Here is a 23,737-nt window from a genome sequence, read left to right on the forward strand (position 1 = left end):
CCTATTCCGGTGGTGCACCCTCGGCGAGCGCTGCCGCTGCATTCTTCTTGGCGATCGCATCGCGCGTCGCGGCTGCCGCAGCCGCGTTCTGTTCGTCGCCGGCCACGTGCATTGTCGGCGAAGCGAAGGAGATGCCGTTCTTGTCAAAGGCCTCCTTGATCATCGCCTGTGCCCGGCGCCGGACCTGTGTCTGATGTCCCGGCTTGGTCGTCATCGCAAAACTCAAGGTGATGCCATAGTCACCGAAGCTCTCGACGCCCTTCATCTTCACCGTCTCGATAATCGTCGGCCCCAAGTCGGGATCATCGAGAAGCGCCGCGCCAATGCCCTTCACCACCTTCTTCACCTTGGCGATGTCGGCCTCGTAGGACACATTGATCATAAACTTGTCGATCACCCAGTCGCGACTCATGTTCTGAACCGCACCAAGAGACCCGAACGGCACGGTGAAGACCGGACCGCGATGATGCCGCAGCTTCACCGAGCGTATGCTGAAGGATTCCACCGTCCCCTTGTAGCTGCCGCTTTGAATGTACTCGCCAATGCGGAAAGCGTCATCCATCATGTAGAAGATCCCGCTGATCACATCCTTGACCAGGGTTTGAGAACCAAAGCCGATGGCGACGCCAAAAACGCCGGCGCCGGCAATCAGCGGGCCGATCTGAACGCCAAGGCCGGAAAGCACCATCAGCAGCGCCACCACGAGGATGAAGGCCGCAAGGAAATTGCGCAGGATCGGCATCAGCGTCAGCAAGCGGGTGTTGCGTGCGCGTTCGGAGGGGTCAGTCGTTTCGACGGTAGCGTGCTTGACGCGCAGGCTGATCAGGCTCTTCGTCAACTGCCATATCAAGTCAGCCGCGAGCAGAATGACGACACCGGCAAGCGCACCACGGAAAATCCGATTGAAAACGTCGTCCTGGACCATCATCGCTGCGTTGACGCGGAAGACAAGCGCGAGCCATCCGGCCGCCAAGGCAATGATCGCCAATCTGGCGCCGCGTTCGATCAGCACATTGCGCATGACGCGCATATCGTCGTCCGCCGATACATCCAGCATCGTGCGGGCAAAGGCACTGGTGAAGCGCAGGAGCGGCGGCAAGCCGATGAAGTAAAGGCCGATCCAGAACAGAACCCTCATGTCGGCCACCCACAGCACCCAAAGCAGCACCAGGAAGGAGACCAGCAGAATGTTGCCGACCACACGGCGCGATCCTGTGGTTGCGGCTGGTCTCCTCAGCACGGTGAGGATTGCAAGTGCAAGCACGATAAGACCGAGCGCGGCAGCCACAAGGTTGCGAACGTCGGGGGCGACAGAAAGGGCCTGCATGGCGTCGCCGATACCCCAGATGGCGGCGGCGGCACAAATGATTGCCACTGACGAGCGGTACCAAAAACGCGCATCCTCAGCCGTCAGCGAGAGATAGCCGGCTCGACCGGATGGATCGGTCGCATCGACCGCTCCACCAGACATTACTGCGGCCCCATTGGTGATCAGCAAGCGGGCTCCGATCCAGGCAACCAGGAGCGGCGCGATGGTTTCTTCAAGCCGCGATGGCCACTCAGCGACGGCGAGCACGGCGGTCGTGGCAATAGCGAACACCAGGAGCGGCAGCACCTTGACCAGAATCGTGCGCGCCGCCCCGGTCAAGGCCGCCGAACGCAACGTCCGCCTCAAAAGATAGCGTAGCGCGTATTCGGCGCCGTACCCGACCAGCAAAATCAAGAGGAATCCCTTGAGGATCGGGGCGGAGCCATGGTTTTCCATGTCTCCAGCGAGGCGGATGCGCGCCGCGTCGAACTCGGGGCCAATGCGCGGCACGGCGTTGGTGATGCCGGTCAGATGGTGGCGGATCTCAGCCGTCCAGCGGGCCGCAAATCCGGGCTCCGGCTTGGCATCGGCCGATGTCGTTGCCGCCGGCGCGGTCGCACCGGGCGCCGCCGGCTGCTTGGTGGCCAACCATTGCCGCACTTCCGGATCATCGAGCAGCTCGATCAGTTGCTGAACCTTGGCCGGCTCCGCAGCGGACGTGGAGCCTTGGCTCTGCGCGTGGCTTGCGGACGCAAGTCCTAGGAACACCATCAAGAAAGCGAGAACGCGGGCCATCGGCCCCCAGAATCCACGCAACGAACTGACACCGACCATGCTGACCATACCCCCAACGACCGGCGAGAGCCGATCGATTCCTGTTCTCATTTGCACAAACGCTAACACAGTCCCCGACGTTTATACCAACTTCCGTTTTCGGTGCACATTTCTGCGGTCAACGGCGCCGGAAACCACCACCACCGTGGAAGCCACCACCTCCGTGAAAACCACCGCCGCCGGAGAATCCGCCGCCGCCGCCGTGGAAGCCACCGCCACCAAATCCGCCGCCACCACCGCCAAATCCGCCGGGGCGATCGAACCCGCCCCCTCCGAAGCCGCCGCCGCTCGGGAAATTCAACGGCCGCTGGTCGAAGGACTGATGTTCGAATGAACGCTGATTGCCGATCTGGCGGCCCGCACGGTCGATTGCCAGATGGTCGGGTGCACGGTCACCAATCGCGCTGCCGTCGCCGATCTGACCGCGATTGTCTATGCGCTTGTTCAGGTTCTGCGCCGCATCCGGGTGCTGGGTCGCGAACTGCTGGCCGGCTTTCTTCGCATCCTGAATCGATGGCTTTTGAACCGGTTGCCATCCGTCGGGCGTATGCTTCTGCCATTGGCCATCGTCGCGGCGATAGACATTGCCGTCGCGTCCGGCATAGACGTCGCCGCCCTTGCCTCCTGCGACAAATCCGTGGTTGCCATCGGACGTGCGCCAATGCGCACCGGCGCCGCCAGCGGTCGACCCGCCGCTGATACGGGCGAAGTCCGAGCCATGCTTGACGGCGGCCGTCCCCCAGCTGCCGTAAACATTGTTCCCGCCGCGCGCGATTGCAGCGTTGCCGGTACGGGGATTATAGGCTGCGACAAAGCCGCGTTCACCCGCAGGTCCATAGCCTGCCGCACCGCGGATATAGGTGCCGGTGCGTGGATTGTAGGCAGCGCCGGCAGCGATGCCGCGATAGGGGCCATAGGCGTAGCCGTAACGACCGAATGTGCCTACCGCCGGATTGTAGAATGCGCCGACGCCATAGGTTACCGGGCGCGGATAATATGGCCAATAGCCGCCACCGGCCCAGCCGTAGTCCCAGTAGTCGTCATAGTACCAGCCGGTGCCGTAGACGAACGTGTCCCAGGCAAGATACGCGCCGAGATACCCCATGGTATATCCGAACCAGACTGCGTCCGGCTCGGTCTCGTAGATCCGGACATAGGTGGCATTGTAGACAGGCGACGACGGCGGGATCGTGTAGACTTCGTCCGGAACGGCCTTCGCAACGGTGAACGGCCCGGTCGGCGTATCGCCGACAAACCACACTCCATCCTTCAACACGAAATACTTGTCGGCAACCTTGATGACCGTCTCATTGGTGTTGACGGCGTAGGTGAGCGACGTTCCGTCGATTTTCTCGAATTTCGGGTCTCCGCTATAGGCGACGTCAACCTTGACCGAGCCGTCCAACGAAACGCGAGCCTTTTCGGGGATGCTCGCCTTCAGTCGCGCTTCCGCATTCTCCGAGGTGCCGGGAACCGAAGAGCGGACCGTATAATAGGAGGCATCCTCCGGAATATTCTGGAAATCCTGTGGAAGGTTAGGCGTGGCGAAGGTCCAGGGACCATCAAGCGACGCGGCAGAGAACCAGCGGCCGGAGACAAGAACGTACCAGTTCGAATCCGCGGGCAGATAGAAGACATCGCTCTCGGTGTTCGTCGCGATCTTCAGGCCGGTCCCGGGCACCGCCTCGAGCTTCGGTTCACCGTTGAAGACGAGCAATTCTGACGGCTTGTCGGAATAGATGACCTTTGGCGTCACGCCCTCACCGGTGGCAAGCGGGATTGCCGCCCTGGCGTCCTTCCAGTTGTCATCATCCGGCAACTTGCCGAAGATATTCGGCAGCGACGTTGCGGCCTGCCAGCCGCTCGACAGGTCTTTCGACTGCAACCACGCCTTTTCGTTGCGAAGGTAGTAGGTGCTGTCGGCGTCGAGCTTGAACAAGTCCCAATTGGTATTGACGGCGAAGGAAAGACCCTCGACGCCCTTGACCGGCGCAAACACCGCCTTGCCGTCGGTCTGGACAAGCACCGCCGGCTCCTTGCTGACATAGATCGGCGGTGGATCTGCTTTCAGCCCTTCGACATTGCCGAGCCGCTCATAGTCGGCAAGGCTCGCGGTCAGCTTGTCCTCCGACAGCGTTATCGTGCCTACAGGCATCAACTTGCCGACTTCCAGTGCCAGGTCGGCGAGTTCCGGACGATCGAGAACCGAGAAGTTGATCTCGTTGACCTTGATATCGGAGACGACGACCTCGTCCGAGCCGCTGTCCGTCACGGTCTTGCCGGTGACGCCGATGACGCCGAAAATCGGCTTGGCATCGTCGGACTGCTTGTATTCGGCGGCGATCAGGGCGTCGAGATCGACGAAATTCTTCCAGGCGTTCACCTGTGGCTGGTAGAGTGTGATCGTCGCTCCCTTGTCGGTCTTGTAGGCGCGTGGCCAGCCAAGGGCTTTCGGATCGGCAGCGTTCAGATACTTGCCGCTGACGAAACCGTCCTTCCCCTCAAAGCTGACGGCGCACCAGGTGCCGGAATCGTCACATTCCTTGACGTCGACCTGTCCGCCCTCATCTATCTTCCCCATGCTGTCGAAGCCGGTGCCGGGGCCTGCCCGAAAATTGACCGATGCAGTCGTCGTGGCCGGACCAGCCAACGCCGGCGCAGCGGCTATGGAAAGTAGCGTCAAGGTCAAGGTTATTCCGCGCATCTCGCATCTCCGACGTTGCCGAAATGGACTTCGTTGCAGGCGGGCATGGCCCACATTGCTCAACAGCAACCCGCTGCCCCGGCCGGGCGCAAGTACGTAACAGTAACAACGGCCGTAACGCCTGCCATCCAATGGGGAATGAGTCGTGCCATACAGCGCAATTATCCGTGTTTTGGCGCGTAGTGATTGCATCGAGTCATTTATTCGAGCAAACTCATATGTATGATTTGGTCACGCCTACATGCGGAGGAAACACACGTGAACACAAAAGCACCCAGCCAGATTGATGTCTTTGTCGGTTCCCGCGTCAGGATGCGTCGGTTGATGGCCGGGTTGAGCCAGGAAAAGCTCGCAGACGGCCTCGGAATTACGTTCCAGCAGGTCCAGAAGTACGAAAAGGGCACGAATCGCATCGGTGCCAGCCGGCTGCAAGCCATCGCCGACGTTCTCGGCGTTAATCCGAGCTTCTTCTTCCAGGAAGGCGAAGAGGGTGCATCCCCGAGGGCAGGCCTCGGCGATGTCCGCGAGCCGAACGAGATCTCGTCCTTCGTCTCGTCAAAGGAGGGCATTGCGCTCAATCGGGCCTTCCTGAAGATTACCGATCCGGTCCTGCGCAAGAAAATCATCTCGCTGGTGGCTGCCGTCGCACAGACACCCGAGGCGGAAACAGTCGCAGCCCACGGCAGCACTGCGCCCGCCCCAGACCTGCATGGATAGCCGCCACCGGTTGCCGATGAGATAGCCAGATGAAATTTAGATTGCAGACCCTCGGGCGATTACGTCTCGTTGACGAAGACGACTGCGATGTCGCTTTCCCTGAGAAGGGTCTGCTGATTCTCGCTCAGGCGATCGCCGGCGGCCATCGCGAGCAATCCCGAAACGATGTCGCCAAGCTCTTGTGGAACGAAGTCGTTCCGAGCCAGGCCTTGGTCAATCTGCGCAAGACAATCTCCCGCATCACGTCGCGTCAGGAAGAACTCGGCCACACGTTCCTCAGTTTTTCGCCATCGACTGTTCGGATGCAGCCGGATTCGATTGCGAGCGACCTCGACGACATCGGCCGGAACGCCGAGCAGGACGCGCTATCGCGCTTCCAATGGGCCGGGGAGAAATTCCGTGACGATTTTCTCAAGGATTTGAAGTCGCAGGGCCGAGCGCTTCACGAATGGATCGAGCAACGGCGCGCCGATCACGCAGCCCTGCTGCGCGAGTGCCTGATCAATGCGGCCGAGATTGCGACCGGCCCGGATCGAAAGCTCGTCAGGTCCGCTGCCGTCAAGCTTCTGGAGAAGAACCCCGACGACGACGAGGTTCGCAAAATCCTCAAGACCGTCCTGACGCTGGAGGGCCGGCACTATGACACGCGCCTTCTTTCGGGCGGCGGACTGGTGGCCGCAACCGCCAAGGCGGCACCACCGTCTAGCTTGACCAACATCCAGCTGCTGGAGACCACGGGCGAAACCCGTCCGCCGCGTGTGGTACTGCTGCCGCCGGGTGCCGGCAATGCCGACGCTGCTGCCACGCTGTTTGCTCACTCCCTGATCGAGGACGTGACCATCGGCCTTTGCGCGCTCCGCTCGGTTTCGGTGATAGCGCCCTACACGGCAGCGCAGATCAGCCTGCAGGCGGACAAGGCCAGCACCTACGAACAACACGCCATCAGCTATATCCTCGATACGCGCCTGACGAACGAAGGCAGCCGACAGACACTGTTTACGCAGCTGATCTTCTTCGCCAACGACGAAGTGATCTGGGCCGATCGTTTCACGCTCGATGACGATGGCTTGATGAGGTCACGCCAGGAGATTGCGCGACAGATCGCGTTTGCCATTGCCAGCCAGGTCGAGCGCAACGAGACCATGCGCAAGACCTATGAAAGCAACGGGAGTTCCTATCGCAGTTACCTGCTCGGCCAGCGCTATCTCAAGCAACTCAACCTGCCCGAGGTCCGTCGCGCCCGGAAGAGCTTCCGCGAGGCGCTCAGCCAGAATGCCGATCTGGCTCCGGCGATGAGTGGACTTGCGCGAAGCTATTTCGTCGAGTGGCTTTTGACCGCCCGCGGCGACAGCGAACTTCTGGCGCTTGCCGAACAGCACGCCCGTGATGCGATCGCCATCGACGATACGCTTGCGGCGGGCTACCGCGAGCTCGGTGTCGTCAAACTCTACAGCCGGCAATTCGACGAAAGCATCGAATTCCATGAGAGGGCCGAAGCGCTCAGCCCGCAGCATGCCAATGTGATTGCCAGCTACGCCGATACGCTTGTACAGGCCTCGCGCCCGGATGGCGGCCTGCGCAAGATCGAAGCGGCAATCAATCTCAACCCGATGGCTCCGGACGAATATTTCTGGACCGCCGCCGGCGCCTGCTACTCACTTTCGCAATATGATCAAGCACTTGACTATATCGAGCGGATGCGCGATCCCACCCCGGCCGATCGTCTCGCCGCGGCGAGCTGGGGTATGCTCGGCAATCGCAAGAAGGCTGGCCAATACGTGCGCAAGACGTTTGAGGTCCACCCGGACTTCAACCTGGACAAATGGATTGCGATCGTTCCGTTCCGCGAGGAATGGCAGCGAACCCATTACTGCGAAGGCCTGCGCAAGGCCGGATTCTAAGTATCATCACCACATGAGGGACAAGGGGAAAGATGATGACGACGACTCAGGTAGTTGTATTTGGCGTTGAGGGCGACGATGGCCTGTGGCTGGCCGATCTCGGGACGGGAACTGTCACACGCATTGTAGATCCGCTCACGGGCGCCCTGGCTTCGGCCAATGAGCACAGGAACGCAGGCGCAACGGTGGTCAAGGGTGTCAACTTGGCCGTGCGTGCAAACTCCGCGGGCTCCGTGTCCGGCGGGTTCATGGACGGCTAAGTCTCGGCGCGCTTGCGCATGGCTTCGGACACACATTCAGATCGGGCGAGCGAAAGCCGCCCGATTTCGGACAATCCTTACATTGCAGATCATTACTCCGACCGTGTCTGCGCGCCCGAAGAGACCTTCGCGCGCGTCGCTCCTCTGTTGCCCTCACTCGGCATCAGCAGGCTTGCCCGTCTGACCGGGCTCGATAGCATCGGCATACCCGTCTGGAACGCGGTTTCGCCGAATGCGAAGTCGATCGTCATCAACCAGGGTAAAGGGATCACCGATATCGACGCGAAGGTATCGGCGGCGATGGAAGCGCTGGAGCGCGCGGTCGCCTGCAACCCGTCAGCACCAACAACGCACGCGACGCGGCGTGCATTGCTGGAAAAGGGCGAAAGGGCGCTCACCCTTCCGGGCCTTGTAGCGGCCGGCGAAGCCGATCTTGACGATGACGAAGCAACGGCGTGGCTGCGCGGCTTCGACCTTCTCGATCAACAGGCGACCTTCGTTCCACTTCAGGCGGTACTGCTCGATCGCACGCTCGAGCGCTGCCGCTACTGGCAGTCGTCGGACGGGCTTGCCTCCGGCAACACCGAAAGCGAGGCAGTTCTGCACGGCCTGCTGGAGCGGATCGAACGCGATGCCGAGACCCTGTGGCGGCTGCTGTCCCTGACGGCGCGACTGCGCACCTGCATCGACGCCGATCTGCTCGACGATCCCATCATTAACGACATGACGCGCCGCATTGCTGCAGCGGGCCTGACGTTCCGCCTGTTCGACATGACCAGTGACATCGGCATCCCCTGCCTCACCGCCGTTATCGCGGATGCGGGCATTCTGGCGGCGAAAGAGCCGCGTTACCATGACGTCACCATCGGCCATGGCGCCCATCCCGATCCGCGACGCGCCGCAATCCGCGCCATCACCGAGGCGGCGCAATCGCGTCTCACCTATATTAGTGGCGCACGCGACGATGTTTTTCCGGAAACCTTCACACGCAGGCTGCCGCGCGAGACGCAGCAACTGTTCGAGGCAGCGCCGGGCGCACGCAACCCCCTCGCCTCGGTCGCTGGCAACGGAGCCAACTCGCTGCTCAAGCACGTGCTCGAAGCGTTGAAGCACGCCGGTATCGGGACTGTCGTTGCGGTTCCACTACTCGCCGCGCCGCTACCGTTCTCCGTGATAAAAATCTTCGTACCGGAACTCGAAAATCCCGATGGAGCACGCAAGCGCCGTTTTGGCGCAAGGGCACTGTCGCGCGCGCTGGAGGTCGCATGAAGATCCTCTTTGCCGGCCCGACCTTACCGGACGCGCAAGCGCTCATCGGCACCGACATCGTGTTGCGCCCGCCAGCCGTACAGGGCGACATCCTGCGCGCCACGCAGGACGGCGCCACTGTCATCGGGCTCGTCGACGGTCACTTCGAACAGGTCGCACCCGTGTGGCACAAGGAGATCCTGTTCGCGTTATCCGAAGGTGTGCGCATCTACGGCGCCGCCAGTATGGGCGCGCTTCGCGCCGCCGAATGCGCGACCTTCGGCATGATCGGCGTCGGCAGGATCTATCAGCAATATGCGACGGGCGAGCTTGAAGACGATGCCGATGTCGCCCTTCTCCATGGCCCGGCGGAACTGGGCTATCTGCCCTTGACCCTGCCGCTGGTCAATGTCGTGGCGACGCTTGAGGATTTGCGCGCGCGCCAACAGATCGACGCAGCGTCTGCGGAGCAACTGCGGATGGCGTCCGCCGAGATCTTTTACAAGCACCGCAACTGGTCGGCGATCGTGGCGCGTGCCAACCTTCCATCCACCACGGATGTGAAACGGATAGAGGCGCTTCTCACAACCGGCTCGGTAGACCGGAAGCGCCTCGATGCCCTCGATCTGCTCGACATCATGCGCTCCGCCCCCGCCCAAAAGACGAAGGTCCCGGGAGGCTGGGCATTCAATTCTACAAGCCTTTGGAAGCGGTTGCTCAATCAACTTGTCGCTTCATCCTAAGAATGCAGATTTCCCATGCAACGTGTGTCACGCTGATGTCACGCGCATCAATAAAAAGTCACGCTATGATTTGCCATGTTGAAGCGGATCGGGCCGATCCGTAGGGAACTGGGGAAAATCATGCAATCTTCGATCGCCATGTCCTTTGAACCTGAAGACAAGGAGAAGGAGCTGCTCGCGCTGGCCCGCCTTGTCACCTACGCGCGCGATTCTTCGCGCACACTGAATGTCGAAGGCGTTCAATATTGCCTCGAGCTGGCGCTCGCCGCGCTGCTTAAGGAAGTCGAGGAATGCGGCGACAAGACCGCACTGCTGACCAACGAACTCATGAGCCGCGCCAGCCTGGGAAACTGCTGAGCAGACGAGGTCGACTTCAATTTCGCTGGTGGCACAGAAAAAGGCCCTGCTTCGCGCTCCCGCAAAGCAGGGCTTTTCATTTTAATCGGCCTGGCAATCCCACCAGAAACGCGAGAAGTTCAGGTCCCAGCTCTGCATCGGGATATAGGCGTAACCTTGCAGGCATTTGCTTGCTGCATAACGCTGAGACTCCACCGTCAGGAATACATCGGCCTGTGCATCGGCGACCTTGCGCTGAATCTCCTTATAAAGATCGTTTTGCGCGGCGGGATCCAGCGTCTCGCGTGACTTGTCAATCAGGGCGTCGACCTCAGGATCCTGCAGCCATTCCATCGAGGCCCAGGTGCCTTTCGCCTTGGAGTGGTACTGCACATAGAAGACGCTGTCGGGTGACGGATAGGTCGGGCCATAGAAGACCTGCGTGGTCGCTGGCGTCGTCTCGACCTTGGCCGCCAGTTCGGTGATGCGGTTCCACGGTTCCGGCTTGATGTCGAGTTCGATGCCGATCTGCTCCAGATTGGCCTGCATCAAGAGCGCCATATCTTCTTCGAAGGCCAAGCCCGTGACATAGGTATGGCTGAGCTTGATCGGCCCCTTGCCGGCATATTTCGACTTGGCGAGTTCTTCCTTCGCCTTCTCCAGGTTGTACTCCGGGGCAGGAAGGTCGTTGAGATAGGCGTCCTTGAACACGGATGCCAGCGGTCCGTTCATCGGTTCGCCGGGATGAATGACGTTGCGCACCGTTTCATAGTCGGTTGCGAGCGCAATCGCACGCCTGACGTGAATATCATCCGTCGGCGGCACCTTGGTGTTCATCTTGATGTAGAAGCCGGTTGCCGTCGTGCCGCGCAGGATCTTGTAGCCCGGCATCTTCTCGATCGCCTCGAAGGTCTCGTTTGCCTGGGCGCGCGCCGACATCCCGAGTTCGCCCTTGGCCGCGAGCGCCTTCACCGTTGCTTCGTCATGGGTGATGACGAAACGGATCTCGTCGATCGGCTTACCCTTGCTCCAGCCGCCGTGATAGCCCTCGTAGCGATTGACGACCATCTGCGACGAACGCTGCCAGGATGAGAGCATGTAAGGCCCGGCGCCGGCCGGGTGATCGGCCAGATAACCCGTCCCCCACTCTTCCTTGCTGTTTTCCCTGATCAGCTTTTCGTTGAGAACAAGGATCAGCGGCGTGTTGCTGATGAACGGCGCGTAGACTTTCTTCAGCCCGATCTCGACGGTCCGGTCGTCGACGACCTTCAGCTTGGCCGGGTCGACGATATCGGTGAAAAGGTAGGACGGGCCTTCGTTGATCGCCAGCAGGCGCTTGACGGTGTAGACGACATCGGAGGCCTTGACCGGCGTGCCATCCTGGAATGTCGCACCTTCCTTCAGCTTGAAGGTATAGGTCTTGTCGTCGTCTGAAACGCTCCAGCTTTCGGCAAGCTCCGGCACCACGGAGCCATCAGGGTTGACTGTCGTCAGGCCCGAATAGAGGTTCACGGCGGCCATGTATTCCGTGTAGTCGTTGATCTTGCCGGGATCGATGGTGCCGAATTCCTGCGTCGCATTGACGACGATCGACACCTTCTCCTGAGCCGCGGCCGGGGCGGTGAGTGCCGTTGTCTGCACCAGCCCCAGAAGCAGCCCTGTGATCAGTGTTCTCTTCATGTCTCAGTTCCCTTTTCGTTGATTGTCGTTGTTTTTCGGATCGGCCGCCTTCAGGCGGCCGGATTGAGCGCCTCGACCGGCTCGTAGGCATGGTCGTAGCCAAAGTAGCCGGGGCCGGCGAGTTCGAGCCCCTTGGCCGTCCGCCACTGGCGATCGCAGGGAAGTCCGGTGAACTCGACCGTCAGGCCGTAGCGCAACTGCTCGGTGGTGACCGGCAGCCCGCCATCGGCGTCGAGCGCGCAGATGAGGTCCGGCGTCGAGGCGATGACCTGTCCCCCATCGCCGCGGGCAACCAGGAACTCGTTCTGGAACGCGACTTCGAAGATGCGGCCGACAAAACCGTCGATGCCCTTGAGCACGGCCCTCCCCCGCGCAAATCCGCCGGTCGTCGCCCGGTCGACATCGACGACGCGGCCGGTAAACAGATGCCGACCGTCGAACTGCTCACGAAGCGCGATGCCGGGATGGCGCTTGGCGGCACGCTCGGCGGCGATCGTCTCGCCAATACCCTTGATGAGACTGAGCGTGCCGCGCAGGATCCCGGCCTTCATCTGCGCGCCGGTCATCGGATAGGCGGCGACAAGGCTGGCGCCGCCCATCTGGATCGCCTGGACGCGGGCCAGCCGTTCGGTCCACAGGTTCGAGACCGCATTGATGATCGAGCTGTTGCCCTTGTCATCGGCATGAACCAGCGGCGTGGCGCTGATGTCATGCATGGTAAAACTCACCATCTGCAGCTCGGGAAAGGCGCGACCCATGCCGTCCCCGTCGATCAGCGGCAAGCCGGTTGCAGCGGCCACGGCAAACGGGATGGTCGAGTTCAACCCGCCGGCTTCCACGCAGATCAGGGCATCGGCCTTGCGTCCGAGAAACCTTTCGAGCTGGCGCAGCGCCTCCAGCGCCTCGTCGCCGCGTGGCAGTTTTTCCACCATTACCGTCGGCGCGCCCATCATGAAGACGGGGACGCAGAGCGCATCATCGGCGATGGCATCGGGCTGAACCACGCGGACCGGACCGTTCGCCTCGATTGCAGTTCGGGCCATCAGCTTGCCGATATAGGGATCGCCGCCGCCGCCGGTGCCGAGATAGGCACCGCCGATGGCGATCGCTTCCATGTCGGCAGCGGTAATGAGCCGCTCGCTCATGGCTGCATCTCCTCGATCGGCTTGAAGGTGATGTCGTCGAAGCCGAAGGCTTTCGGGCCGACCACCTCAAGCGCTGCAGCCGACCGCAGCAGCGAATGGCAGGGCAATGCCACGATCGCGACGCGCTGGCCGTAGCGCAGCATTTCGGTGGTGATCGCGTTGCCGCTGTCGACATCCAGAACGATGATCAGATCCGGCACCGACACTTCGACTTCGCCGTTGCGGCTGAAAACGAGGTTTTCATTCTGGATCATCACCGAGGCGGTGTCGCCGTTGAAGGCATCGATGCCGGCAAGCTTGGCTTCACCGATGACGAAACCGCCACGCAGGTGGCGTTCGAGATCGACGATCTTGCCGGAGAAAACCTGTCGGCCGTTTTCCTGGGCGCAGATGGCCGCCACCGGATCGGCGTGCTCGCGCCGCGCCTTCAGCACTGCCCGCCCGAGCGAGACCGCCTGGGTGTAGGAATGCGGGATCGAGTACTTCTTAAGGAAGGAACCCGTCATCGGTGCCGAGGCGAGTGTCGATGCGCCCCCTTGCGAAACGACGCAGGCGCGCGCCATTCGCTCGTGCCAGAGTTCGGATGCCGCGTGCTGGAACAGGACGACATTGCCGTGCAGGTCGCACATGACGCTCGGGGTCGAGCGATGACCGTAGATCGAGAAGGTGGTCATCTGCATTTCCGGGAAGGCGCGCCCCATGCCGTCGCAATCAACGACCGGCAGGCCGGCAAAGGCGGCCGCGATCAGCGGCTCCATCGAATTGGCTCCGCCGATCTCTTCGCAGACGATCGCGTCGATGGCGATACCGAGATGCTCTTCGAGTGCGCGAACACACCGCAGGCCTTCGCGTCCTTCCTTCAGGCGCTCATAGGCAACGACCGGTGCACCGATCCCGCCGAGCGAGATGCAGCGCGCATCGTCCGCCAGCCGGTCGAGCGGCAGGATCGACAGGTTGTAGCCGCTGCGCATCGCAAGCCGCGCTCGCAGCTTGCCGATATAGGGGTTGCCGCCGCCGCCGGTGCCGAGAATGCCGGCACCGATTTCCAGCGCCTCCAGGTCCTCTTCGTCGAGCACCCAGAGATCGGACGGATCGTAGTTCAGGGCCTTCAGTGCACGCTCAGCCATGGAAGCCTCCCATTTCGCCGACAACCTTGACGTGGATGCGGGTGGCATTGCCCGGCAGATAGGCGAGCGGCACGTCCTCCCGCTCGATGACCTGGATCGTTTCGGCGATGGCGCCGGCCGAAAGCGCACGTTCCGTCGCTTCCTGCTCCGCCTGCTTCAGGCAGATTTCGCGCGTCAAACCCTTTTCGAGCGCAAAGACGCGATCGACTTCGCCGCTGATCTGGGCGATGGCCGCACCGACCGCATTGGCGACGGCGAAATTCTCAGGTCGGATGACCTCCAGATCCCCAAGCCTGTCCGGCATCAGGATCGAACCGCCGCCAACCGCGATGACCGGGATCGGATCGGACGAGACGCGGCTGCGCTCCACCGAGTTTTCCAGCATCGACACGATCCGGGCATGAGCCTTTTCGGCGAGTGCCCGGTCGAGATGCGCGACCTTGGACGCATCACCGATATCGGCCTTGCCGAGGGCGACGGCGATATCCGTCGTCGTCAGGGTCTGGCCGCCGAAGACCAGCGCCTCCTTGGCGATGCGATAACCGACCGATTGCGGGCCGACCGTAACCTCGCCATTGGCAAGTTCGCGCACCAGCGAGCCGCCGCCAAGCCCGATCGAGAACACATCGGGCATGCGGAAGTTGGTGCGCACGCCGCCGACGTCGACAATTGTCGCCGCCTGGCGCGGGAAGCCGTGGTGCAACGCGCCGACGTCGGAGGTCGTGCCGCCAATGTCGACGACGATCGCCTCCTTGCGGCCGGTCAGGAAGGCTGCGCCGCGCATCGAATTGGTCGGGCCGGAGGCGAAGGTCAGAACCGGGAAGCTTCTGACCGTGGCAGCCGCCATCAGCGTGCCGTCGTTCTGGGTGATGAAGAACGGGCAGGAAAGCCCGGCATCCTTCAGCGCCTTGGCGAAGGCGTCCACCGTCTTGGCCGCAAGCGACAACAGACTCGCGTTCATGATGGCGGCGCTTTCACGCTCGAGGAGCCCGATGCGGCCGATGTCGCCGGAGACGACGATCGGAAGGCCAGGGCAATGTTTTTCGATGACAGCCTTGGCCCGCTGCTCCATCTCGGCGTTGATGGGGCTGAAGACGCAGGTGATGGCAGCGGCCTTGACGTTCTTGAGGCGAATGTCGGCGGCGATGCGGATCAGTTCTTCTTCGTCGAGCGGCGCGATGGCACGGCCGTCGAATTCATAGCCGCCGCGCACGAGATAGGTGTGATGGCCAACGGCCTCGGCGAGATCGTTCGGCCAGTCGACCATCGGCGGCAGGCAGGCGGTTGCCGGGAGGCCGAGCCGGATGGCGGCGACATGGTTGATGTGCTTGCGCTCGATCACCGCATTGGTGAAATGCGTCGTGCCGATCATCACGGTGCTGATCTTCGACCGATCGATGCCGGCCTTGGCGATCGCACCTTCCAGCGCTTCGATGACGCCTGTCGTCACGTCTTCCGTCGTCGACGCCTTGACGCCCGACAGCACACTCCGTCCTTCCATGATGACGGCGTCGGTGTTCGTACCCCCGACATCTATTCCCAATCGATACACGGACAGTCTCCTTGTTGGCGGGCCTTCGGCCCTGTTTCCTCGTTCGGCCTCATGCCGTTGATCTCACCAGGAAGCGCGCTCTCTCCTCGACGCTTACCGTTGGTTTCAATGCTTCCTCCTCGTCGCTCATCACCGGGATCGCCGAGATGAGCGCGCGGGTGTAGGGATGCTTGGGGTCGGCAAAGACATCCGCCGTGCGCCCCTCCTCGACGATCTCGCCCTTCAGCATGATGGCGATGCGGCTGCAGAAATTGCGCATCAGCGAAAGGTCATGGGAGATGAAGAAATACGTCAGCCCAAGCTCGTCCCTGAGGCGTTGCAGCAGCGCGATGACCTGCTTCTGCACCGAGACGTCGAGCGCCGACGTCGGTTCGTCGAGAACGATGATCTTCGGCTCGGCCGCAAGCGCCCGGGCGATCGCCACGCGCTGCTTCTGCCCGCCCGAAAGCTCGTGCGGATACTTCGAGAGGTAGGCGGACGGCAGATTGACCAGCGCCATCAGTTCCTCCATCCGCACTGTCGCTGCCTTGCCGCGAAGACCGACATGGCTGAGCGGTACGGCCAAGGTCTGCGTCACCGTTCGTTTGGGGTTTAAGGACGTGCCGGGATTCTGATAGACGATCTGGGTCAGCCGTTGCGACGCGCTTGCCTGCGCAGGCAAGCCAACGCTGATCGTGCCGGAACTCGGCGCAATCAGCCCCATCACCATGCGGGCAATGGTGGTCTTGCCGGAACCGGATTCGCCGGCGAGGCCAAAGATCTCGCCCTCGGGCACCGACAGCGTCACCGGCTTGACCGCCTCGTGGCGCTTCATGCGGCCAAGGAAGGGCTTTTCGACATAGATCTTCCCGGCCCCTTCGAGCGTGATGATCGGCGCATTCGATGAAACCGGCTGATCGACCACTTTCGGCCCGTAAAGCGGCGGGATCGCATCGATCAGATCGATCGTGTAGCGCTGCCGCGGCGCCTGGAAGATCTGGCGCAGATTGCCGCTTTCGACGATCTCGCCATGGCGCATGACGAAGACGCGATCCGCCGTTTGCCGGACCACGCCGAGATTGTGCGTGATCATCAGCAGGGAAAGGCCCTCGCTGTCGACCAGCCGGTTGATCAGCTTCAGGATTTCGTCCTGGGTGGTCACATCAAGTGCCGTGCCGGGTTCATCGGCAATCAGCAGTTGCGGTTGATGCAGGAGCGCAAGGCCGATCAGCACGCGCTGGCGCATGCCGCCGGAAAGCTGCGAGGGATAGGCGTCGAAGACCCGTTCCGGATCCTGGAGCTGCACGCGACGAAGGACCTCGAAAATGCGCTGCTTGCGGTCCTTCGCCGAGCTTCGGACGCCATCGCGCCGATCGGCGTAATACATGACGTCGTCGAGGTGCCGGCCGATCCGGAACACCGGATTGAACGAAGACAACGGGTCCTGCATGATGATCGAGAACGCCGTGCCCTTCAACGCTTCGCGCTCGCGGCCGGACATATCGAGCACCCGTCTGCCGTCATATTCGATGTTGCCGCTTTCGATGCGGGCATTGTCCGGAAGCGTACCGAGGATCGCCTTTGAGGTGACCGACTTGCCCGAACCGGTCTCGCCGATCAGCGCCACGCGCTCGCCCCGGCCGATCTCGAAGGAAACATCCTTCAGGATATGCTGGCGGCGGCCATAGGTGGTGAAGGCGATATTGAGGTCTTCGACCTTGAGGAGAGGAGTGCTCATCGTCTCAGGCCTCCACATCGAACATGTCGCGCAGCCCGTCGCCGAGCAGGTTGAAGCCGAGCGTGGCGTAGAAGATCGCAAAGCCCGGGGCCAGAACCTCCCACCACTTCTCCGGCAGGAACTGCCGGCCGTCGGCAACCATCGAGCCGAGGTCCGGTGTCGGCGGTTTCACGCCGAGGCCGAGGAAGGAGAGCGTCGCGCCGAAGAGGATGACGAAGGCAGCATCAAGCGTCGTCTTCACCGAGATGACCGAGATGCAGTTCGGCAGGATCTCCTTGGCGAGGATGTGCAGGTGGCTGGCGCCGGCGAGCCGCGCTGCCTCGATATAGTCTTCCGCCGCGATCGACTTCGTGACGCGATAGACAAGGCGGGCATGCCAGGTCCACCAGAGCAGGGTGATCGCCAGCATGGCATTGACCAGATTGGGCTCAAGCACGTTGCCGATCGCCAGGGCCATCACCAGCGGAGGGATCGCCAGCATGATATCGGTAAAGCCGGTTAAGAGCCGCTCCGTCAGGCCGCCGGCATAACCGGCGATCATGCCCAGCGCCGAGCCGATCGGCACTGCCACGCCAAGCACGCCGATGACGAGCAGCAGCGACACCCGGAAGCCGAAGACCGTGCGCGAGAAGATGTCGCGACCGGCCTTGTCGGTGCCGAACCAGTTGTCGACATCCGGCGGCATATGACGGTTGCGGAAGTCGACGACGGCGCCGACATGTTCGGGAAAGCGCGCAATCAGCGGCGCGAATATGGCCATGGCGATGACCGAGAGCACGATCAGCGCGCCGATCACGGCGGCCGGATTTCGGCTGAACCGGTACCAGGTCATGTAGCCGGCGGACAGGCGGGTTGTATCCTGCATCAGCGGGCCTCCTTGAAGCGAAGCCGCGGATCAAGGATGCTGATGATCAGGTCGATGACGAGATTGGCGGCGATGAAGAAAATACCCGAGACGAGGACCACCGCCATGACGGCGTTGAGGTCTTTCTGCAGGATGGCGTCGAGACCGTAGGAGGCAAAGCCGCCCCAGGAGAAGACCATTTCGACGACGAAGGCGTTGCCGATCAGCGAGGCAAATTCGAGCCCCATGATCGTCAATGGCGCGATCGACGAAAGCTTCAGCAGATAGCGAAACACGATGACGCGGTCCGGCACGCCGAAGGACTTCAGCGTCAGCACATGATCGCGACGCTGATGATCGATCATGGCCGAGCGGGTGATGCGGGTGATCTGCCCGATACCGGCCATTGCCAGAGCCAGCGCTGGGAAGACCAGATGCTGAAGCGCGCTCAGAAACACATCCGGGCGTCCGGCAAGCAGGCTGTCGACCAACAGGAAGCCTGTCGGGCCACCGGGCGCGCCGAGCTGGAAATCGACCCGGCCGAGTGTGGGCCAGGAAGGGAAATGATCCGCGGCAATGATCTGCAGGGTAACCGCGAAGAGAAAGCTCGGAATGGTGACGCCGATGAGCGAGAAGAAGCGGCCGCTATTGTCGATCCAGCTGTTTCTGTAGCGCGCCGTCAATACGCCAAGTGGCACGGCCACTGCGAAGATGATGACGATGGTGGCGATCACAAGCTCCAGCGTCGCCGGCAGGAAGGTGGCGATATCGGCGCTGACTTCCCGATCGGATACGATCGAGCGTCCGAGATCGCCGGTCACCGCATGGCTGACATAGCTCACATACTGGGTGACCAGTGGCTCATCGAGCCCCATGCGCTGCCGGAGCTGGTCGACCTGCTCCTGGGTTGCGCTCGGACCGAGCGCCATGCGCGCCGGATCGCCCGGCACGATGCGGGCGAGGACGAAAATCATCAGCGACAACACGAACAGCACCATGAGGAAGCCGACCGCGCGCCGCGCAAACAATGCGACGTAATAATTGCCCATTGGCAACCCTTTCCCCTCGGCCGGTTATCGCCCGGCCTGTCTGCCGCTTTTTGCGGTCGAGGGCAGTTTCAAGCCGAAAGGGTCGTTTGCACAACGGCTTGAAAGGATAGGTTTTGACAAGAAAGGTATAGGTTTTGATCTGGCCCACACGAAGGAGTGGCGCATATCATGCCGGCTGCAACCTGGTCAGGAAATGACGCCGAGTGCCTTTGCCGCGGTAATCGCTTCGCGCCGACGACCGCAGCCAAGCTTGCGATAGAGATTGCCGAGATGGAATTTCACCGTCGCTTCGCTCAAGCCCAAAGCATGGGCGATGAACTTGTTCGACGCTCCCTCCGCAATCATCAGCAGCAGACGCGTCTCGCGTCGAGTCAGGCCATTCTTTTCGCCGAGCGTCGTGTTGGGCAGGCCGGTATCGCGCAGGCGCCGCATGATCTGCTGCGCGGTGGGCGTCGTCTGCAGGAAATCGCTGATGCGCCGGTCGCCCGTCAGCTCGCGCAGGAATTGGCGCTCCTCCGAGAGTGGCGCGATGGTGCCGAGCCGGGCTGCATTCTCGAAGGTCTTCTGCAGGATGGAGCGCGCACTTGTCAGATTGCGCCGGCGGCGGGCGACATAGGCCTGCCAGACTTCGATGCACAATCGCTGACGGCCGGTCAGGTTGAGATTGCTGGCCATAGCGGAGAGCTGTCGGTCGAGATGGACGCGACCCGGCATTTCGAAGACGATGTGGCGCAGCCAGACGACGGCCAGCGCGATCTCGTCGCGGTCCTGCAGGCGGGTCAGTTCGTCGACGGCCGCCTCCACCCAGGTTCTGTTGATGCGAGCCTGCACGGAAGCGAGCTTTTCCGCAGCCTCCTGCCAGCGGTTGCCGTTTTGAAGAATGACGGCGTCCCGGACCTCGATCATCAGGCGGAACTGCCTGTTGTAGACCTGATAGGCACGCCAGCGATCGAGGAAGCCTCGTGCCGCAATCATCGAAAAATGCTCGCTCAGCGCCTGGCTGCCGTATTGAAGCGCGAATTCGATCAGGCTCGGCCAGATCTCCCCATGGGAGAAATCATCCATCTCGGAGGTCAGGAAGCGCGCCAGCGGCTCGGGCTTGCCGTCCTCATATTCCACACAGGCCTCCAGCAGTGCCAGCAGTCGTTTGTCCATGGGGCTGTCGAACGGTACGCGCGACATCTGTTCAGCGGCATCGACAGCATTCTTGCGCGCCCGCACCGCGTCACCGCTCATCAGATGCATCATCGCCTGGTGCAGGTTGATGTAGAAACACAGGAGCGGCACGCCAGCACGCTCATAGTGGAAGAGCGCACGGTCGGCGATGTCCTGCGCGACAGCGAACCGCCGTCGCCGGATGTAGAACTCCAGGATCGAATTGTAGATGCTGCCGCGCTCCAGATCGGCGTCGAGCGGAAATTCCGACAGAAGCGTGGTCGATTGCTCCAGCAGGTCGTCGCCAAGCACGACATCCTCGTAAATGAGCATCACCAGGCGGAAGGAGCGGAAGGCCGCCGAGAACGCTGCACGGTCGCTCAGCACCTTCAGCACATTGTTGGCGCGCGATCCGTAACAATCGGCAAGCAGCCGCTGCGCGCGCAGGACCTCGCCGCGCTTCAGCGCCTGCATGGCAAGCGCCGTCACGATGCCTTCGTTCTGCGCCGCCAGCTCGGCCGGAAACCCGGCGAGAACCCGGTCGAACGCCTCGGAACCGTGGAAAAAGATGTAATACCGCCCGAAGGCCGCAACGAAGGCGCGAACTGCCAGTTCGTGAAGCCCGGCGCGCTGCAAGACAAGGATCGCTTCCGTCTGCATGCCGTGCGCGGAATAGGCCGCCGAGATCACTGGTACGCGGGCGCTATCCTTGAGCCGTTCGGCCAGCACCATGTCAAGGGCTGCGGCAAGCACACCGCCGATGCCGGTTGCCTGCAGATAGGCAGGCACCGCTTCTTCCGCGCTGGCCAACGGCTTTGGCGCCTGCTGGGCAAGGCTGAGCTGGACGAGCTCGGAATCTGCCATTTCGCGCAGGACATCGTCTGCCAGAAAGCGAATGACCGCCGCCTCGTCTCGCGATTGCCGGCCCAGCAGCCCAACCAGAAACGGCCATCCTCCCGTTTCGGCCAGCAGCCGGGCCGCCTCGGTCTTACCATAAGACGTCTCGAGTTCGTCGAGCGAGAAGCAGAGGTCGTCAGTACCGAGGCAGAGCGCCTTGCCATAGGCAATCGCCCGATCGAGGCCGAGAAGCCGGGTTCGCGGTCGTTTGGCAATCACGACACGTCGGCCCCCGTCCTGCCAGCCGGCAGCAACTTCGGCCTCATGGACGTCCGACGGCACGTCCCAGAGCAGCACCTCGCCGAAGGTGTCTTCGCCAGGCGGAAGCACCGATCGCCATATGGGACATTGAAGCTTCGACGCCAGCTGAGACAACAGCGTCGATTTCCCCATGCCCGCAACGGCGTCCAGAACAACGATCGGCTCCGCTGCCGTTGCGATGCGCCGCAGGAGGTCATCTCGCTGGATGTCGATCGCTTCGTGGGACGTATCAGCCATTCATTATCTGCCCGTCGGGATCTGGGCCCGGTTATCGCCGAAACCTAGTCAATGATGCTCGGGTTAGAAAGACCGAATGGACCGGGCGACTTGCGTCGCGCCCGCTTTATCCGCCACGCCGTTTCAGAAATCGCGAAAACAATCGACCAATGCGTCGACCGCGATGCGCAAGCGCGGGGTCGTGCCGAGCCGGTGCGGCCAGAGCGCGTAGACGGGAAGAGGTGTCGGCGCATAGGCTTCGAGGACGGGAGCCAGACGACCATCTGAGATCGCGTCGGCAACGATCCAGCCCGGCAATTGCACCAACCCGTGTCCACGGCAGGCGGCGTCCGCCATCAATGCGTGATCAGCGATGCTGAGGGTGCTGCGCACGTTGATGTGCCTCGTCTGCCCGGACTCAGTAAACCGCCAGCTCTCGGCTACAGGCCCTCGGGATTGTGTTACGCAGAGATGCGCAGCGAGCTCCGAGGGGCGCGACGGCGTCCCGTGCCTTGCCAGATAGTCCGGCGCGCCGCAAACCGTCAGACGTTGCTGGCCGAGCTTCCTGACCATCAGGTCACCCCCACCAGCGAGCTCGCCGACGCGCACGCATAGATCGATATTCTCCTCGACCAGATCCACAAGCCGGTTGGTAAAGGCAATATCGAGTTCCAGCTTCGGATAGTCGACTGCCAACGCGATCAGACTAGGCGCGGCAATGCGCCGACCGAGCAGCTCCGGCAAGCTCACTTTGAGCCGGCCGGCCGGCTCCTCCATGCGCGAGGCGAGCGCCGCCTCGACGGCGGCCAGTTCCGCCGCGGCGCGTTCGCAACCCTCCAGGAACACCCGGCCCTCTTCGGTCAGCGCAAGGTGACGTGTGCTGCGCTGGAAGAGCCGCACGCCCAACCGCCCCTCGAGCCGCGAAACCGCCTTGCCCACCGTAGAGGTGGAAAGGCCGAGCCGCTCCGCAGCTTCTGAAAAGCTCGAGGACCGCGAGGCCTGCATGAAGGCCCTGACAGCACTGAGATGATCGCCGGGAAGCATGGCACACTCCAGAATTTAAATCTCAGGTACTGCGAGAAGTGTTCTCATAAGCGATTTTTGATCGCGGATATAGTGCCACCCAGTCATTCACATCTCAGGGATCCGACAGAATGAGAAAGCAGAGAGTATCAATCATCGGCGGCAGTTCCGGTATCGGCCTGCGTGTTGCCGAGCGCGCCATCGACCTTGGCGCAGAGGTGGTCATTGGCGGGCGCGATCCGGAAAGGTTGCAGCGCGCAACGATCAAGCTCGGTCCGAAGAGCCGCGCCGTCGTTGTCGACAATATCGATCAGGACTCCTTGCGCCGTTTCTTCGAACAATCCGGCCCGATCAATCATCTCTTCACACCCGGCGCATCCTATTCGCGCGGCCGAATCGACAAGGCGTCCGACGACGTCGCCGAAAGCTCCTTCCGATCGAAGTTCTGGGGCCAGTATTACGCGGTGAAGCACGCCCTGCCCTATCTCGACAAGAACGGGTCCGTCACCTTGATGGCGGGCGCCTATAGCGTCAGGCCGGCGGCAGAAGGTTCCGCCTATGGCGCCTGCAATGCCGCGATCGAAGGTCTCGGGCGGGCGCTCGCCGTCGAGTTGGCGCCGATCCGGGTGAACGTCATTTCACCAGGGACGATCGATAGCGACCTATGGCGCCGCCAGCCCGACGCCATCAGGGAGGCCTCGTTCTCGAGCTACGCCGAGGCCGCGCTGCTGAAACGGGTCGGCACCACCGACGAGGTGGCGCATACCGTCATCTACCTCATGGAGAATGGTTTCATGAACGGCTCGACGCTCTATCCCGACGGTGGCTTTGCGTTGCGTTGACGAAGCCACCAGGAGCAGCCGCTGATTGGCTGCTCCCAGCACGCCAACACCATTCCCACAATGATGCGACTGAAGAGAACTGCCGCCCTCTCCACACTCCACCACGGCCGAGGGCGCATTTTTCGCTTGTCCACCGCGCCCGGCGCATGGCGATCGCAGTGATCAATGCCGGTCATG

Annotated in this window: 18 protein-coding genes; 7 read left to right on the plus strand and 11 right to left on the minus strand. The window is 62.1% G+C overall.

The features are described 5' to 3' along the window. Nucleotide 1: 1 nt before the first annotated feature. Complete coding sequence (locus ASD52_RS35995) at nt 2-2,080, minus strand: mechanosensitive ion channel family protein (protein ID WP_234907897.1); 2,079 nt, start codon at nt 2,078-2,080, stop codon at nt 2-4. 181 nt (nt 2,081-2,261) lie between these two features. Continuing rightward, entirely contained in the window at nt 2,262-4,847 is a 2,586-nt protein-coding gene (locus ASD52_RS36000; RefSeq protein WP_057226736.1) for an SH3 domain-containing protein, read from the minus strand. A gap of 258 nt (nt 4,848-5,105) precedes the next feature. On the opposite strand from ASD52_RS36000, the gene ASD52_RS36005 reads away from it, so the two are divergent. From ASD52_RS36005 to ASD52_RS36030, 6 genes are all read left to right on the plus strand, one after another. Then, nucleotides 5,106-5,564, plus strand: a complete 459-nt coding sequence (locus tag ASD52_RS36005) for a helix-turn-helix transcriptional regulator (RefSeq protein WP_025428516.1) — start codon at nt 5,106-5,108, stop codon at nt 5,562-5,564. Between the two features lie 29 nt (nt 5,565-5,593). Continuing rightward, the gene (locus ASD52_RS36010; protein ID WP_063991882.1) at nt 5,594-7,465 is read left to right on the plus strand and encodes a hypothetical protein; all 1,872 of its coding nucleotides are present in this window, start codon (nt 5,594-5,596) and stop codon (nt 7,463-7,465) included. 35 nt (nt 7,466-7,500) lie between these two features. Continuing rightward, nucleotides 7,501-7,725, plus strand: a complete 225-nt coding sequence (locus ASD52_RS36015; protein WP_025428514.1) for a hypothetical protein — start codon at nt 7,501-7,503, stop codon at nt 7,723-7,725. 18 nt (nt 7,726-7,743) lie between these two features. Further along, the gene (locus ASD52_RS36020; protein ID WP_082571922.1) at nt 7,744-8,994 is read left to right on the plus strand and encodes a YcaO-like family protein; all 1,251 of its coding nucleotides are present in this window, start codon (nt 7,744-7,746) and stop codon (nt 8,992-8,994) included. After that, a complete protein-coding gene (locus ASD52_RS36025; RefSeq protein ID WP_057226742.1) occupies nt 8,991-9,716 on the plus strand; it encodes a TfuA-like protein in 726 nt (241 codons plus the stop codon). The genes ASD52_RS36020 and ASD52_RS36025 overlap by 4 nt, the downstream gene beginning before the upstream one ends. A gap of 75 nt (nt 9,717-9,791) precedes the next feature. Beyond that, nucleotides 9,792-10,073, plus strand: a complete 282-nt coding sequence (locus tag ASD52_RS36030; RefSeq protein WP_128090383.1) for a hypothetical protein — start codon at nt 9,792-9,794, stop codon at nt 10,071-10,073. An 81-nt stretch (nt 10,074-10,154) separates the two neighbouring features. Here the strand turns inward: ASD52_RS36030 and ASD52_RS36035 are convergent, their stop codons facing one another. From ASD52_RS36035 to ASD52_RS36075, 9 genes are all read right to left on the minus strand, one after another. Further along, nucleotides 10,155-11,732, minus strand: coding sequence for an ABC transporter substrate-binding protein (locus tag ASD52_RS36035; RefSeq protein ID WP_025428510.1), 1,578 nt, complete (start codon nt 11,730-11,732; stop codon nt 10,155-10,157). A 50-nt stretch (nt 11,733-11,782) separates the two neighbouring features. After that, a complete protein-coding gene (locus ASD52_RS36040) occupies nt 11,783-12,877 on the minus strand; it encodes a DUF917 domain-containing protein (protein ID WP_057226745.1) in 1,095 nt (364 codons plus the stop codon). Further along, nucleotides 12,874-14,004, minus strand: a complete 1,131-nt coding sequence (locus ASD52_RS36045) for a DUF917 domain-containing protein (protein ID WP_057226748.1) — start codon at nt 14,002-14,004, stop codon at nt 12,874-12,876. Before ASD52_RS36045 ends, ASD52_RS36040 begins: the two co-directional genes overlap by 4 nt. Next, nucleotides 13,997-15,556: a hydantoinase/oxoprolinase family protein gene (locus tag ASD52_RS36050; RefSeq protein ID WP_057226751.1), complete on the minus strand. Its 1,560-nt coding sequence runs from the start codon at nt 15,554-15,556 to the stop codon at nt 13,997-13,999. Before ASD52_RS36050 ends, ASD52_RS36045 begins: the two co-directional genes overlap by 8 nt. A gap of 49 nt (nt 15,557-15,605) precedes the next feature. Beyond that, nucleotides 15,606-17,273, minus strand: coding sequence for an ABC transporter ATP-binding protein (locus ASD52_RS36055; RefSeq protein WP_057226753.1), 1,668 nt, complete (start codon nt 17,271-17,273; stop codon nt 15,606-15,608). A gap of 4 nt (nt 17,274-17,277) precedes the next feature. Then, nucleotides 17,278-18,138, minus strand: coding sequence for an ABC transporter permease (locus ASD52_RS36060; RefSeq protein ID WP_025428505.1), 861 nt, complete (start codon nt 18,136-18,138; stop codon nt 17,278-17,280). Further along, nucleotides 18,138-19,166, minus strand: coding sequence for an ABC transporter permease (locus ASD52_RS36065; RefSeq protein ID WP_057226756.1), 1,029 nt, complete (start codon nt 19,164-19,166; stop codon nt 18,138-18,140). Before ASD52_RS36065 ends, ASD52_RS36060 begins: the two co-directional genes overlap by 1 nt. A gap of 186 nt (nt 19,167-19,352) precedes the next feature. Next, nucleotides 19,353-21,716 (minus strand): LuxR family transcriptional regulator, encoded by a 2,364-nt coding sequence (locus ASD52_RS36070; protein WP_082571923.1) that lies wholly within the window; start codon nt 21,714-21,716, stop codon nt 19,353-19,355. Between the two features lie 123 nt (nt 21,717-21,839). Then, nucleotides 21,840-22,739, minus strand: a complete 900-nt coding sequence (locus ASD52_RS36075; protein ID WP_057226758.1) for a LysR family transcriptional regulator — start codon at nt 22,737-22,739, stop codon at nt 21,840-21,842. Nucleotides 22,740-22,849: 110 nt separating this feature from the next. Here ASD52_RS36075 and ASD52_RS36080 point away from each other — a divergent pair, with 110 nt between their 5' ends. After that, entirely contained in the window at nt 22,850-23,560 is a 711-nt protein-coding gene (locus ASD52_RS36080) for an SDR family oxidoreductase (protein ID WP_057226761.1), read from the plus strand. The last annotated feature ends 177 nt before the right edge of the window (nt 23,561-23,737 follow it).

Origin of the sequence: Ensifer sp. Root142 (assembly GCF_001426785.1) — a bacterium.
GTDB lineage: Bacteria > Pseudomonadota > Alphaproteobacteria > Rhizobiales > Rhizobiaceae > Ensifer > Ensifer canadensis.

Bases quoted from the DNA above. Each gene is read 5' to 3' on its own strand.
- ASD52_RS36015 (WP_025428514.1), top strand. From the start codon at position 7,501: ATGACGACGACTCAGGTAGTTGTATTTGGCGTTGAGGGCGACGATGGC.
- ASD52_RS36065 (WP_057226756.1), bottom strand. From the start codon at position 19,166: ATGGGCAATTATTACGTCGCATTGTTTGCGCGGCGCGCGGTCGGCTTC.
- ASD52_RS36020 (WP_082571922.1), top strand. From the start codon at position 7,744: ATGGCTTCGGACACACATTCAGATCGGGCGAGCGAAAGCCGCCCGATT.
- ASD52_RS36035 (WP_025428510.1), bottom strand. From the start codon at position 11,732: ATGAAGAGAACACTGATCACAGGGCTGCTTCTGGGGCTGGTGCAGACA.
- ASD52_RS36025 (WP_057226742.1), top strand. From the start codon at position 8,991: ATGAAGATCCTCTTTGCCGGCCCGACCTTACCGGACGCGCAAGCGCTC.
- ASD52_RS36070 (WP_082571923.1), bottom strand. From the start codon at position 21,716: ATGGCTGATACGTCCCACGAAGCGATCGACATCCAGCGAGATGACCTC.
- ASD52_RS35995 (WP_234907897.1), bottom strand. From the start codon at position 2,080: ATGGTGTTCCTAGGACTTGCGTCCGCAAGCCACGCGCAGAGCCAAGGC.
- ASD52_RS36030 (WP_128090383.1), top strand. From the start codon at position 9,792: ATGTTGAAGCGGATCGGGCCGATCCGTAGGGAACTGGGGAAAATCATG.
- ASD52_RS36045 (WP_057226748.1), bottom strand. From the start codon at position 14,004: ATGGCTGAGCGTGCACTGAAGGCCCTGAACTACGATCCGTCCGATCTC.
- ASD52_RS36080 (WP_057226761.1), top strand. From the start codon at position 22,850: ATGAGAAAGCAGAGAGTATCAATCATCGGCGGCAGTTCCGGTATCGGC.
- ASD52_RS36075 (WP_057226758.1), bottom strand. From the start codon at position 22,739: ATGCTTCCCGGCGATCATCTCAGTGCTGTCAGGGCCTTCATGCAGGCC.
- ASD52_RS36010 (WP_063991882.1), top strand. From the start codon at position 5,594: ATGAAATTTAGATTGCAGACCCTCGGGCGATTACGTCTCGTTGACGAA.
- ASD52_RS36060 (WP_025428505.1), bottom strand. From the start codon at position 18,138: ATGCAGGATACAACCCGCCTGTCCGCCGGCTACATGACCTGGTACCGG.
- ASD52_RS36000 (WP_057226736.1), bottom strand. From the start codon at position 4,847: ATGCGCGGAATAACCTTGACCTTGACGCTACTTTCCATAGCCGCTGCG.
- ASD52_RS36040 (WP_057226745.1), bottom strand. From the start codon at position 12,877: ATGAGCGAGCGGCTCATTACCGCTGCCGACATGGAAGCGATCGCCATC.
- ASD52_RS36055 (WP_057226753.1), bottom strand. From the start codon at position 17,273: ATGAGCACTCCTCTCCTCAAGGTCGAAGACCTCAATATCGCCTTCACC.